Genomic DNA, 13,830 nt, shown 5'->3' on the forward strand with positions numbered 1-13,830 from the left:
AAGCGGGGCGACAGTTTGGTCATCTCATCCCTGGCAGACAGTCTTGTACGTAGTGTCGAATCCGTCGGCGACCGCGTGTCCGAGACGTTGTTCGAGCCTGTCATACGTCTGGGTGTCACCGGACTGGCGCGGTCGGGCAAGACGGTGTTCATCACGTCTCTGGTTGCAAACCTGCTGGATCGGGGGCGGATGCCCGGATTGGTCGCGCAGCAGGAGGGCCGGATCAACACCGCCTATCTGCAGCCGCAGCCCGACGATACAGTGCCCCGGTTCGACTATGAAAACCACCTGGCCGCGCTGACTGGCCCGCAGCCGCACTGGCCTGACAGCACCCGTGCTGTGTCCGAGCTGCGCCTGTCCTTCAAGGCACGTCCATCTGGTCTGCTGTCCGGTCTGCAGGGGCCGCGGACCATCCACCTGGATATTGTTGACTATCCCGGCGAATGGCTGCTGGATTTGGCGCTGCTGGACAAATCCTATGAGGTCTGGTCGGCAGAAACATTGGAGCGCATTGCGCAGCGATCCGAGGCTGAGGCATTTCTGGCGCAGGCTAAAGCAGCCGACCCGGCTGCTGCGCATGACGAACCAACGGCTCAGGCATTGTCCAAGGCATTTGCGGCTTATCTGGCTGGCGCACGAGATGCCGGGTTCTACGATTGCACGCCTGGCCGTTTCCTTTTGCCAGGCGATCTGGAGGGTTCACCGGTGCTCACCTTTGCCCCCCTGCCGGTGGAGGGACACGCCCCCCGCCGTAGCCTGCACCGCGAAATGGCGCGGCGCTACGAGGCGTATAAATCTCAGGTTGTAAAGCCGTTCTTTCGCGATCATTTTTCGCGGATCGACCGACAAGTGGTTCTGGTCGACGCGCTGGGCGCTATCCACAAGGGGCCGCAAGCGGTCGAGGATATGCGCCGCGCTATGGCCGATATCCTTGCGGCTTTCCGTCCCGGGCGCAACGCTTGGCTCAGTCAGTTACTGTTGGGCAAACGTGTCGAACGTATCCTATTCGCAGCCACCAAGGCTGATCACCTGCATCACACACAACATCCCCGCCTGACCCATATCATGGAGGCCCTGACCCGTGATGCCCGCGACCGCGCCAGTTTTGCCGGGGCGGAAACAGCGGCGTTGTCTTTGGCTGCGTTGCGGGCGACGACCGAAGAAATTCGCGCTCACAATGGGGCGGATTTGCCTTGTGTGCGCGGCACTTTGCTGGATGGCAAGCAGGCGGCGTTTTATCCGGGCGAACTACCGGACGATCCGGCGCATTTGCTGGGACCTGCTCGAAACGGAGCAGAAAGCTGGTTGGGTGAGGAATACGGTTTTATGGCCTTCGCGCCAGCCCATTTGACCCTGCGCCCCGGTGATGGGCCACCGCATATCCGACTAGACCGCGCCGCGCAGTTCCTGATTGGAGACCGCCTGTGACCGTCACCCTCCGCCCCGCCCGTACCACGGACGCCGGCACTATCGGAGAGATCCTGCACCGGTTCGCCCTTGAAAACGACTGGATGCCTGAACTGCATTCCCGAGCCGAAACCATCGCCTTTTGCGGTCGCATGATAGACTGGGGTTGGGTCACTGTGGCCGAAGCGGATGACCAGGTCCTTGGGTTTCTGGCGCTGAACGGGGATGACATCCACTCGTTGTACTTGACGCCAGCGGCGCGCGGGCAGGGGATCGGGCAGCGTCTGCTGCAAGGCGCCAAATCCGGCCGGACGCAACTGTCTCTATTTGCGTTTCAGGCCAATTTGAGTGCGCAGCGGTTCTATGAGCGCAATGGGTTTGCCGAGGTTGCCCGCAGCGACGGCACCGACAATGATGAGAATCTGCCGGACATCAAATATGTCTGGCGCAGCGAAGGGGGGGCGGATGGCTAAAGGTCCGGTACTGATTGATCTGGACGCGGAAGAACCCGCAGCCGACGTGTCGCAGGCACCGCCGGTGCCCGATATAGCGCCGCCGCAAGGGCAGGCGATGCAGACGGCGGCGCGGTTGGCGGCGCGCAAACCTTCGGCCTTGTCGAGATGGTTCTGGGGCTTGGCGCTGGCGGTGATCGGTGCAGTGGTCTCGGTTGCTGCGTGGGATTTCGTCAATTCGCTGCTGCTGCGCGCGCCGATTTTGGGCTGGGTGGTGACCGGCCTTATCGGAGCGCTTGTTTTGGTTGCTTTGATCATCGCGGTGCGGGAACTGGCGGCCATTGGGCGACTGTCCCGGGTGGATGGCATGCGGCACGCTGCCGACGTTGCGCTGGCTGAAGGTGATCTTGCAAAGGCCCGCGCGGTCACCAACCGTCTGATCGCATTCTACAAAGGGCGCGACGAAACCCAATGGGGCCGCGACCGTCTGGCGGAGCGGATGGGCGAGCAATTCGACGCCTCGACCCTTTTGACTTTGGCCGAAGACGAATTGCTGGCCCCTCTGGACGCCGCTGCCAGCCGCGAGGTCGAGGCCGCCGCCCGGCAGGTGGCGACCGTGACCGCGTTGGTGCCTCTGGCGCTGGCGGATGTAGTGACGGCGCTGGCAGCGTCGCTGCGGATGATCCGCCGGGTGGCCGAAATCTACGGCGGTCGCGCAGGGTTTCTGGGCAGCTGGCGACTGACCCGGGCGGTCTTTGTGCATCTTGTCGCAACCGGGGCCGTGGCTGTGGGCGACGACCTGCTGGAACCGGTTCTGGGCGGATCGGTCCTCAGCAAGCTGTCTCGCCGGTTTGGTGAGGGGCTGGTGAACGGTGCCCTCAGCGCGCGGGTAGGCGTGGCCGCGATGGAGGTCTGCCGTCCGCTGCCATTTTCCGAGCGGCACCAACCCTCGACGCGTGGGATGATCAAGCGGGCGCTGAGAGGGTTGTTTTCGAAAACTTGACCTGACGCAAAGCCCTCCGGTCTGCTGGTGCGCAATATAAAGCCGGAGCCAGCCATGACCGATCACGGACACAGCCAGCAGGAAATCGCCGCGCGGATCAATGCGCCACCGGGTCGGGGGGTGCTGCGCGATGTGGTCTATGGGGGAATCGACGGGTCCGTGACTACCTTTGCCATCGTGGCCGGGGTAGCCGGGGCGGGGCTGTCACCCTTCATCATTGTTGCATTGGGGTTGGCGAATGTGCTGGCGGATGGGTTTTCCATGGCCGCCGGGAACTATTCGGGCACCAAGGCTGAACTGGACAATATTCGCCGAATCCGCGCCATTGAGGAGCGTCACATAGACCTCTATCCCGATGGTGAGCGCCGCGAGGTACGCGAGATTCTAGCGCAGAAAGGTCTGTCCGGTCGCGTTTTGGATGAGGCGACAGATGCGATCACAGCCAACCACGAAAACTGGATCAACCTGATGGTCGAAGGCGAATACGGGCTGGGCAGCGTCGATCCGCATCCGTTCAAGGCTGCGATGGCTACGTTCATTGCGTTCCTGGTTGCTGGTATGGTGCCGCTGCTGCCCTTCCTTCTGTCGGTTGATCAAGCCTTTGCCGTCTCGGCCTGCATGACCATGGGTGTTTTTTTTGCCATCGGAGCGTTCAAGAGCCGCTGGTCGTTGTCGCCCTGGTGGCGATCCGGGTTCGAAACTTTCCTAATCGGCGGGGCTGCGGCATTGATCGCGTTCCTCGTCGGGTCACTGTTTCACCCCTGACGGGCTAGATTAATCCAGCTTGGCGCAGGAGGTTGTCGCCGACAACAAATGCAGCCTCAGGCCTGTCCCGCAACTATTCTGATTGCGGGCTTGCGGCTTTTGCGGCGGTGCAGACCATCCTCGGACAGTTATCGCGCGCCCCACGCTAGGCTAGATTCAGCGCGCGGATGTACCTGCAAACTGGCGGGTTTTCTGACTGTTGCCCAATGCGTGCCTCGGGTAGCCTGACGGTGAAACCAACCGGAGAGCCCATTGGAATCCCTGCTTGTTCTTGTCGGATTGATCGTACTGGCCATCCCGGTAGCCATCATTGTTCTGCTTGTCGGTCACACCCGCCTGCGTCGCCGTGTCGAGCAGTTGGAAAAGCAACTTCGCGCGCTGGGGGGCGATGTCTCCGAAACCAGCGCTGCGCCACCCCGACCCGAGCCGCGCAAACCGACCGAGAAACCAGACAAGCCGCCAAAGCCCGCCCCGTGGTCCAAGGCGCAGACACCCCAACCCGCTGTTGAGCAGACACCGCCCGCCGCCGTCGTGTTTCGTGAGGATCGGTTTGCCGCGCTCGCGAACTGGTTGCGTGAGAACTGGTTTTATGCGGTGTCCGCCCTGTCGCTGGCGCTGGCGGGGATATTCCTGGTTCAATACGGTGTCGAAAACGGGTTGCTACCGCCGTCCGCCCGCGTGATTGCTGCTTTGAGTTTCGGTGCGGTGTCGATTGTAGTTGGAGAAGTAATCCGCCGCAGGTTCGGCGATGATGAAGCCTCGGCCACCGCCTATTTGCCCTCGGTCTTCTCTGGCGCCGGTTTGGTTACTCTGTTCGGAGGCATTCTGGCCGCAAGGCAGCTCTATGACCTGATTGGCCCCGAAGCCGCATTGATCGCGATGGTCGCGGTTGCCCTGGTGGGATTGATCCTCGGCTGGTTTCACGGCCCGTTGCTGGCGGCCGTGGGTTTGATCGGGACCTTTTCGGCGCCCTTTGTTGTTGGTGGCACGTCCGAGGATCCGGGTTGGCTCTATGCCTATTTCTTCGTGATCGCGGTTTTGGGATTGGGTATCGACACAGTGCGGCGCTGGGCGTGGATTTCAGTTCTGACCCTGTTTGGTGCCTATACCGCCTGCCTGTTGCTGGTGCTGTCCTCGCCGCTGACAGAACCGGACTATCTAATCTGCGTTACGGCACTGGCGGTGATTGCGATTGCCATCCCGGTTCAGCGTGTCTGGCCCGACCATGACGGCGCGATGATCAGCCAGATCATCACCCGTAAAAAGGGTGATGCGTGGCCCGAGTTTCCCACGCGGCTTAGCTTTGCCGCAGTTGCCGTGAGTTCCGCGATTCTGTCAGTGCATTGGGCCGACAGCCCAGCGGAGTTCTGGTTGGGTGTTGCGCTATTGGCAGGACTGACGCTTGGACTGATGCTGTGGGGCAGGCGGGCAGGGGCCTTGCAGGACGCGACGGTGTTACCTGCGCTCGGTCTGGTTTGGTTCGTTCTGATGCATGGGTGGGACAATGGGGTCGTACTGCGCCATTTCGCTGAAACCTATGCGGAGACCGCCGAGGCGGATTACCCGTGGGTGGTCACGATCCTGATCATTCTGGGTGCGATGATTTCCGTCACCGCAGTGTGGCGCTCGATGCAGGCGCACAGGTTTGCGGCAGGCTGGGCCGGTGCCGCCGCCGTCTTTGCGCCCGTGTTGGCCATCGCGCTTGAGGTTGGTTGGCACCCCGCGACAGTCATCGGAGCTTACCCCTGGGCACTGCATGGTATCGCCTTGGGCGTTTTGATGGTTGTCTTTGCCGAACGTTTTGCGCGCGTTGACGGGGATGAACGGATGCGCGCCTCTCTGGCGACGCTCTCGGCCTTATCCTGTTTGACCTTTGCCTGCGTTATCGTCCTCAGTTCTGCGGCGCTGACTATCGCTTTGGTCGCGATGGTTGTCGTGGCCGCCGCGCTGGATCGCAAATTCACCTTACCGCCGATGAGTTGGTTCATATGGGCGGGTGTCTTCACGGTCACGGTTAGGCTAGTGCTGAACCCGGGGCTTGGTTGGGCCAGCACGGCTCCGGTCCTTGAAATGACGCTGGTCTATGCGGTCGCAACCCTTGGTTTCCTGTCGGGTTGGCTGCTGATCCGACCGCTTAACCGACCCGTTGCAACGCTGCTGTTAGAGAGCGCCACCTGGGCCACCGGGGGTATATTCCTGTCCTTGCTGCTGGAACGTTGGCTGCAGAGCTTTGGCGAGGGCAACGCTACAAACAGTCACTGGGGGCTGGGCCTGCTGGCGATCATCTGGTTGCTGCTGGCCTTTGCGCAGGTGCAGCGGTTCGAACTGGGCGGAAAGCTGAACTATGCCCGATATCTGCTGGCAGCTTTCTTTGCCGGGCACGGTCTTTTCCGTTTGGTTCAGGCGTTGGTTGATGCGAACCCGTTGCTAAGCACGGTTGCGCCACCGGTTCTGGGGCCGCCGGTATTGAATACGCTCGCAGTTGCTTACTTGTTACCCGCACTGGCCATCGGGTTCTCGGTCTGGCGTATCCATGCAACGCCGCTGTGGCTGAAACGCGCCAGTTGGGGCTTGAGCGGACTGTTGGCAGCCGTCTGGCTGGGGCTGATGATCCGTCATGTCTGGCAGGGCGCGACCGGCATGTATGAGGTCAACGGCGTGACCCAGCCTGAGCTTTACACTTACACTATGGCCCTGCTGGTGATCGGGGCGGCGTTGTTCTACCAGTCGTTGGCGCGCCGATCTGACCTGATGCGCAAGGCGGGTCTGGTGGTGATCGGGTTGGCTGTGGCCAAGGTGTTCCTGATCGACATCGCCGGGCTTGGCGGCCTGATCCGGGTGTTCTCGCTGCTGGCTTTGGGTCTGGCGTTGGCAGGTCTGGCTTGGCTCAATCGCTGGGCCAAGCTGCGCCATTCGCCGCACGACCCGGAACCTCTGGACCATTAGGCGTGGGCGTCCTATAAGCCCGGCCATGTATGACCGGACGGCCATCATTATTCGAATTATATCCCCGGCGCTCTGACCCTCTGAGACGCCGGGCAAAGGTGTTTGAGACTTCGCACCGACCGCTTCGATCCTAGTACGACCAGATCATCCAAAGGACGCCCCCAATGTGCGCCGACACGATCCAGACACCTGATTACAAAGACACGCTGAACCTGCCCAAAACCGATTTCCCCATGCGCGCTGGTCTGCCCAAGCGCGAGCCCGCATGGCTGGAGCGGTGGGAGACCATCGGCGTATATGACCGCTTGCGCGAAAAAGAGGGCCGCGCGCCCTTTACGCTGCACGATGGCCCGCCCTACGCCAACGGCCACCTGCATATCGGCCACGCGCTGAACAAGACCATCAAGGACATGATCGTGCGGTCGCATCAGATGATGGGCTTCGACGCGCGCTATGTGCCCGGTTGGGACTGTCACGGTCTGCCCATCGAGTGGAAGATCGAAGAGCAGTACCGCAAGAAGGGCAAGAACAAGGACGAGGTGAACGTTGTCGATTTCCGTCAGGAATGCCGCAAGTTCGCCGAGGGCTGGATCGACATCCAGCGCGAAGAGTTCAAGCGCCTGGGTATCACCGGCAACTGGGCCGATCCCTACATCACCATGGACTATCACGCCGAGGCCGTGATTGCCGATGAGTTCATGAAGTTCCTGATGAACGGTACGCTCTATCAGGGCTCGAAACCTGTGATGTGGTCGCCCATCGAAAAGACCGCCTTGGCTGAGGCCGAGGTTGAGTATCACGACAAGGAGAGCTTCACCATCTGGGTGAAGTTCAAGGTCGTGAATGCGGGCGATCTGGATGATGCCTTTGTCGTGATCTGGACGACGACTCCGTGGACCATGCCGTCGAACAAAGCGGTAGTGTATGGCAAGGATATCTCCTACGGCCTGTACGAAGTCACCGGCGCTCCAGAAGAATGCTGGGCTGCGGTGGGCGACAAGTTCCTGCTGGCCGACAATCTGGCCGCCGATGTGCTTGGCCGCGCTCGTCTTAACGACGACCAGTGGACCCGCGTTCGTGACGTGACCGCAGATGAGCTGGCAGGCGTGCAACTGACCCACCCGCTGGCCGGTGCTGAGGGCGGCAATGGCGAATGGGATGACATCCGTGACTTCCGCGCGGCCGAGTTTGTGACCGATACCGAAGGTACCGGTTTCGTCCACTGTGCACCCTCGCACGGTATGGAGGAATTCGAACTCTATCGTGATCTGGGCATGCTGGAACAGGTCATCACCTATAACGTGATGGACGATGGCAGCTTCCGCGCCGATCTACCGTTCTTTGGCGGTAAGTTCATCCTGTCCCGCAAGGGCGGTGAGGGTGACGCAAACAAGGCCGTCATCGACAAGCTAGTCGAGGTTGGCGGTCTGCTGGCGCGTGGCAAGATCAAACACAGCTATCCGCATTCGTGGCGCTCGAAAGCTCCGATCATCTATCGCAACACGCCGCAGTGGTTTGCCTCTGTCGACCGCAAGCTGAATGACGGCATGGGTGAGATGGGGGATACCATCCGCGAACGTGCCCTGCGGTCTATCGACGAACTGGTGAAATGGACGCCGCAGACCGGCCGCAATCGCCTGTATTCGATGATCGAAGCGCGCCCGGACTGGGTTCTGTCACGCCAGCGCGCCTGGGGCGTACCGCTAACCTGCTTCACCAAGAAGGGCGCTCTGCCGACCGACGCGGATTACCTGCTGCGCAACGAAGACCTGAACGCCCGCATCAAGGCGGCGTTCGAGAAAGACGGCGCAGATATCTGGTACACGGATGGCTTTAAAGAAAAGATCCTCGACGGTATCGCCAACCCCGACGATTACGATCAGGTGTTTGACGTGTTGGACGTGTGGTTCGACTCCGGCTCGACCCATGCCTTTGTTCTGCGTGATCGCGAAGACGGTACCGAGGACGGCATCGCTGATGTTTACATGGAGGGCACCGACCAGCATCGCGGTTGGTTCCACTCGTCCATGCTGCAGGCCTGCGGCACCAAGGGTCGTGCACCGTACCGCAATGTGGTGACCCATGGCTTCACGCTGGATGCCAAGGGCAACAAAATGTCCAAGTCGCTGGGCAACACAATCGTGCCGGAAGAGGTGGTCAAGCAATACGGCGCCGACATTCTGCGCCTGTGGGTGGCTCAGACCGACTATACCGCTGACCAGCGGATCGGGCCGGAGATTCTGAAAGGCACCGCCGACAGCTATCGCCGTCTGCGCAACACCATGCGGTTCATGCTGGGCTCGCTGGCCGATTTCACCGAGGCCGACCGCGTCGCGCCCGAGGAGATGCCGCGTCTGGAACGCTGGGTTCTCAGCCGTCTGGCCGACCTGGATGAGCAGGTCCGTAAAGGCTATGCGTCTTTCGACTTCCAGGGCGTGTTCAGCGCCGTCTTTACCTTTGCTACGGTCGATCTGTCGTCCTTCTACTTCGACGTGCGAAAGGACGCGCTGTATTGCGACGGTGACAGCCTGCGCCGCCGCGCGGCCCGCACCGTGCTGGACATCCTGTTCCATCGCCTGACCACATGGTTGGCCCCGGTGCTGGTGTTCACTATGGAAGAGGTCTGGCTGGAACGGTTCCCGGGCGATGACAGCTCGGTCCATCTGGTGGACTTCCCGGACACGCCCGCCGATTGGCGCAACGAGGTGATGGAAACCTACATGGCCAAGGTGCGCCGCGTGCGCCGCGCCGTGACCGCCGCGTTGGAGGTTCAGCGTCAGGACAAGGTGATCGGCTCCAGCCTCGAGGCTGCGCCGATCGTGCATGTTGAGGATCAGGAAACACGTGATCTGCTGGCCACCTTCGACGTGGATGACATGTGCATCACGTCCGGCCTTACCGTCACTGGCGACCCGGCCCCAGCCGAGGCATTCCGCGTGCCGGAAATCGAAGGCGTTGCAGTGGTGTTCGAAAAGGCTGATGGCGAAAAGTGCCAGCGTTGCTGGAAAATCCTGCCCGATGTGGGTCGCCACGCCCACGCAGGTGTCTGCGGACGCTGCGACGAAGCGCTGAGCTAACATCAACCCCCGGCCCAACGGCCGGGGTTTTTTCGTTGCGCCGGACGAAGCGATCTGAAACCCTACGCCCATGCCTATGATTGCCGTAGAAACTCAGTTCGGTTGCCTCGGGGTTGAAGAGACTGACGGGGCCATCACACGCCTTGTTTGGGATGGCCGGAACGAAGGGCCCGATACGCCTTTGTTGCAAGAAGCTGCCGCGCAGTTGACGGCCTATGATCAGGGGCGGCTGGAACGGTTCGACCTACCCTATAACGTGGCCGGGTCCGCGTTTCAGCAGCAAGTCTGTGATCTGATGTATGCCATCCCGTTGGGCGAAACCCGCACCTATGGCGATATCGCCAAAGAGCTGGGGCAACCCGCTCAGCCCGTGGGGCAAGCCTGCGGAGCTAACCCGATCCCGGTTATCATTCCCTGCCACCGGGTTCTGTCGGCCAACGGACTGGGTGGCTTTTCCGGCGATGGTGGAATCGAGACCAAGGTTGCCTTGCTGCGTCATGAACGGGCAGCGGGCTTACTGATCTGAGACGCGGAATTCTATTGCAATCCGGTTGCTTGAGGCCCAATTTGTATCAGATAGAGAATTCAAGGGACCGCATTGCATGACCGCCCAAACAGATACGGCCGCTCGTAAAAAGGCTATTATTGACCGACTGATGTCGTTGGAGGAACAAGAGCTGGCAACTGCTCAGGCGCATTACGATGCCTTCCTGAAGGATTCCCAGCTGGATGACCGGGAAGGGCATGACAAGGACGATATTGCCGCCTCGCGCGAGAATGCGGACCTGGCGGCAGCCTTTGACGCCCCTGTCCACGCCCACCACGCAAAGATCGACGTGATCGAGAACACTGATTTTAGTGTGACGGACAAGGTGCAGCCCGGTGCAGTGGTCAAGTTCAACAACCGCCGCTTTGTGGTCTGCGTTTCGACCACGCGGTTCGATGTCGATGGTAAAACCTATATGGGGATCTCAACCCAAAGCCCGATCTACCTGTCGATGGTAGGCTTGCAAGAGGGCGACGTCTTCACCCATAACGGTACCGAGTTCGAAGTTCAGGAAGTTCTGTAATCCACGCTTTTCCGCTGCGGAATGATCTGCTGCGCAATTCCTGCTGACACCAGATACAGGCTGGTGATCACCAGGCCCCAATGCGCCCAGCTTTCAGGATGGAAATCGACCCAGGCAGCCCAACCGGCAAAGAAAGTCCAGGCAAACGCTATGGGCAGTGATATGGCACGCCAGCGTTCAGTGCGGACGGGGTGAATGAACTTCAAGGGCAGGAACATCGCCAGCGACAGCAGCGACACCAGCAGCAAGATGATCCAGAAATTGGGCTCCAGCGCGAAGATCACGATCACGAACATGTTCCAGCAACCGGGGAAGCCTGAAAAAGAGTTATCCTTTGTTTTCATGCGCGTATCGGCAAAATACATCGCGCTTGCAAAGGTGATGACGATGATCGCGAACCAGCCAGTCCAGCCGTCCATCAGCCCGGATTTGAACAGCGCATAGGCCGGGATGAACACATAGGTCAGATAGTCGATGATCAGATCCAGCAGCACACCATCGAACTCGGGCGCATTCTTTTTCACATGGTAGTGGCGGGCCAGAGGACCGTCGATGCCATCCACGATGAACGAGACCACCAGCCATAGATACATCAAGCTCCACTTCTCTTCGACAGCGGCCAGCATGGCCAGCATCGCGAAAACAGCGCCAGTGGCGGTGAAAAGATGGACGAGAAGCGCTTTGAATCTGAGTGTCATGCGGGTGTCATGTACGAAGCGCGCCACAGATGCAAAGCAAAAAACTCTCTATTGCGCACGCGACCAACATAAGATGAATTTTGATCACTTTAGAGCGGTGATAAGCCCAGCCCTTCTGCTAGACGCGCTACCTGTGTAGTTTCCATGCCGCATGGTGGAGAGTACCTTTTAACGCGAGCTTTACGCGTTGTTGAGTACTTTTGGGTGCGCAACTAGCACCCTAACTGCACAACCAAAAAACAATCCAATTCGGAACAGTTCCCAACTGAAAATTGCCCCCTTCACTGCCGTCATTCTGACTTTGGTATGCACGGCTTGCGCGACAAAACAGGAGAGTATTCTCAAAGCCAAAGGCCATGCTGAGAATGTAGAGTTTGCCTCAGACGTAGCATAGCAAGGCGTTATCGGTTTTCGCGCAACAAGCGTGCGGGTTTCGCGTGACGAAAACTCAAGTCTGCAGGCGACATGTGATCTGGTAGGCGAGGGTTTTGCAGCGAAAGTCGCCACTCCGGGGATCGTCAATCTTCCCAGCTACGGGAAGAATACGAAACCCATTCAGGTGAAATGCCTGGTAGATGGAAAAGAGCTTTCTCAAACCGTTAAGCCCTCAAACCCTTCGGCTGACAACCGCAAGGCCAATGCCATCGGAGCGGGCATTCTTGTCGGCGGTATTATCGGTGGGGCGGTCGCGGGATCGGTGAGCGGTGAAAAAGAGGGCGACGCTTACGGCTATAAAGCCATCAAGTTGAAGGCGGACTAATCAGGCCTTTGGATGCGCGCGGTTGTAGACCTCCATCAACCGCGCGGTATCCACGGCTGTATAGGTCTGGGTGGTCGACAGCGACGCGTGTCCAAGCAGTTCCTGAATGGCGCGCAGGTCGCCCCCGGCGGATAGAAGATGGGTGGCAAAGCTGTGTCGCAGAGCGTGCGGCGTGGCCGTTGCAGGCAGGCCGAGTTGCATCCGCGCCTTGGCCATCACGCCCTGAATGGCTCGCGGGTTCAGAGGGCCACCTCGGACGCCGCGAAACAGGGCCTTGTCCTTGTCTTGCGGATGGGGGCACAGTTTCAGGTAGTGATCCACCGCCGCGCGAGCAGCGGGCAGGACAGGCACGATCCGCTCTTTGTCGCCTTTGCCGACGATTCGCAGGGTTTCGGGCAACGGCGCATCTGCTCCGGTCAGGGACAGGGCCTCAGATATGCGCAGCCCGCAGCCGTACAACAGCGTGACTACGGCCACATCGCGGGCAGATACCCAATCGTTGGTCGATTGTAGTTCGACCGTTTCGATCATGGCGCGGGCAGCGTCTTCGGCCAGCGGGCGGGGCAGTTTCTTGGTGAATTTGGGGGCGCGGGTCGACAGGACGGCTGTGGGTTCGAACCCCTCACGTTCGGCCAGCCAGCGGTAAAAGCTTTTGACGGCTGAGAGTTTACGAGCCAGCGACCGCGCACCCACGCCCGAGGCGCGTTGATCCGCCATCCATGCGCGCATATCAGATACGGTGATCCGGGCCAGCGCCGCCAACCCCTGGCGTTCGCTGTGATGCAAGGTCATGAAAGACAGGAATTCGGTGACATCACCACGATACGCGGTCTGCGTGTTCTCGGATCGCCCAGCCAGTGCTCCCAGACTGTCCAGCCAATGCTGAAGCGCATCGCGACAGGCGGGAGAGATCAGGCTCACGATAGCCAGTGGCGCATCGAGCGTTCGAACACGCCAGCGAAGAAGGACAGAAGATCAGTACCCAGTTGCGGAGTGAAGTGGTTAGCGTCTCTGGCCGCCATAATAATCATGCCAGGCAGGCGGCCTTCACCCAAATTCAGCCTCAGGCAGGCTTCGGATCGAAGCTGACCGGCCATGGCGCCGAAAATTCGGGGATTGGCATGAGCAATCGGGCGCAAGACAACTTGCCGGGCCGGCCCGCCGCGGTCCTGACTGAGATAAGCATCGACTGCACCCGGTTCGACCACGGTCAGCACTCCGCCTAGCTTTTCGATCGCGGGGTCTTCCTGCAGGGCTGTGGTTTCCAGAACCAGCGTGATGTGGTCCACGCGCAGGATATCGGCGACTTCATCGCCCAGCGTGCGCAGGAAATCTTCGAAATCGACCGGTTCCAACAACCGCAGTATGGCGCGGTGCACCTGATTGGTGCCAGCGAGGTTTTCATAGGCCGCCGCGATGACCGAGCGGTGCGTGTCCTCGAGCCGATCCAGCCGAGCCTCAAGCCGCTGCATGGCGATGCCACGCAGGTCGATGACATTGTCACCACGCGCCTGTTCGTTAGCGGCCACAAGCGCCTGCATCAGGTCCTTGTCGTCCAGCACGGCGTCTGGTTCAGCCAGAATCGCGGCGCGAAGATTATCCTTGAGTTTGATGTTGCTGCTCATGTCCCGTCCGGTCTTTTTTTGTTGAGC

12 protein-coding genes are annotated in these 13,830 nt (G+C 60.2%); 9 read left to right on the top strand and 3 right to left on the bottom strand.

The genetic code is table 11. From position 1 onward, the window contains the following. Positions 1-15: 15 nt before the first annotated feature. The 8 genes from ACXAGD_RS03630 to ACXAGD_RS03665 all read left to right on the top strand — a co-directional run bounded on the left by ACXAGD_RS03630 (position 16) and on the right by ACXAGD_RS03665 (position 10,720). Positions 16-1,428, top strand: coding sequence for a YcjX family GTP-binding protein (locus ACXAGD_RS03630; RefSeq protein ID WP_475208541.1), 1,413 nt, complete (start codon positions 16-18; stop codon positions 1,426-1,428). Further along, complete coding sequence (locus ACXAGD_RS03635) at positions 1,425-1,880, top strand: N-acetyltransferase family protein (RefSeq protein ID WP_475208542.1); 456 nt, start codon at positions 1,425-1,427, stop codon at positions 1,878-1,880. Before ACXAGD_RS03630 ends, ACXAGD_RS03635 begins: the two co-directional genes overlap by 4 nt. After that, on the top strand, positions 1,873-2,862 hold the full coding sequence (locus tag ACXAGD_RS03640; RefSeq protein ID WP_475208543.1) for a YcjF family protein: 990 nt from the start codon (positions 1,873-1,875) through the stop codon (positions 2,860-2,862). The genes ACXAGD_RS03635 and ACXAGD_RS03640 overlap by 8 nt, the downstream gene beginning before the upstream one ends. Positions 2,863-2,916: 54 nt before the next feature. Then, positions 2,917-3,627, top strand: coding sequence for a VIT1/CCC1 transporter family protein (locus tag ACXAGD_RS03645; protein WP_475208544.1), 711 nt, complete (start codon positions 2,917-2,919; stop codon positions 3,625-3,627). A gap of 252 nt (positions 3,628-3,879) precedes the next feature. After that, the gene (locus tag ACXAGD_RS03650; protein ID WP_475208545.1) at positions 3,880-6,573 is read left to right on the top strand and encodes a DUF2339 domain-containing protein; all 2,694 of its coding nucleotides are present in this window, start codon (positions 3,880-3,882) and stop codon (positions 6,571-6,573) included. Between the two features lie 164 nt (positions 6,574-6,737). Further along, entirely contained in the window at positions 6,738-9,650 is a 2,913-nt protein-coding gene (ileS, locus tag ACXAGD_RS03655) for an isoleucine--tRNA ligase (RefSeq protein ID WP_475208546.1), read from the top strand. 70 nt (positions 9,651-9,720) lie between these two features. After that, entirely contained in the window at positions 9,721-10,176 is a 456-nt protein-coding gene (locus tag ACXAGD_RS03660) for a methylated-DNA--[protein]-cysteine S-methyltransferase (protein WP_475208548.1), read from the top strand. A 76-nt stretch (positions 10,177-10,252) separates the two neighbouring features. Further along, on the top strand, positions 10,253-10,720 hold the full coding sequence (locus ACXAGD_RS03665) for a hypothetical protein (protein ID WP_475208549.1): 468 nt from the start codon (positions 10,253-10,255) through the stop codon (positions 10,718-10,720). Here ACXAGD_RS03665 and ACXAGD_RS03670 read toward each other — a convergent pair. Further along, entirely contained in the window at positions 10,705-11,418 is a 714-nt protein-coding gene (locus tag ACXAGD_RS03670) for a CDP-alcohol phosphatidyltransferase family protein (RefSeq protein ID WP_475208551.1), read from the bottom strand. The genes ACXAGD_RS03665 and ACXAGD_RS03670 overlap by 16 nt on opposite strands. A gap of 424 nt (positions 11,419-11,842) precedes the next feature. Here ACXAGD_RS03670 and ACXAGD_RS03675 point away from each other — a divergent pair, with 424 nt between their 5' ends. Next, on the top strand, positions 11,843-12,178 hold the full coding sequence (locus ACXAGD_RS03675) for a hypothetical protein (protein ID WP_475208552.1): 336 nt from the start codon (positions 11,843-11,845) through the stop codon (positions 12,176-12,178). Here the strand turns inward: ACXAGD_RS03675 and ACXAGD_RS03680 are convergent, their stop codons facing one another. Both ACXAGD_RS03680 and ACXAGD_RS03685 read right to left on the bottom strand, forming a co-directional pair. After that, complete coding sequence (locus ACXAGD_RS03680; protein ID WP_475208553.1) at positions 12,179-13,099, bottom strand: tyrosine recombinase XerC; 921 nt, start codon at positions 13,097-13,099, stop codon at positions 12,179-12,181. After that, complete coding sequence (locus ACXAGD_RS03685) at positions 13,096-13,803, bottom strand: DUF484 family protein (protein WP_475208554.1); 708 nt, start codon at positions 13,801-13,803, stop codon at positions 13,096-13,098. The genes ACXAGD_RS03680 and ACXAGD_RS03685 overlap by 4 nt, the downstream gene beginning before the upstream one ends. Positions 13,804-13,830 lie beyond the last annotated feature (27 nt).

This window comes from Ruegeria sp. ABF4_144 (assembly GCF_056160045.1).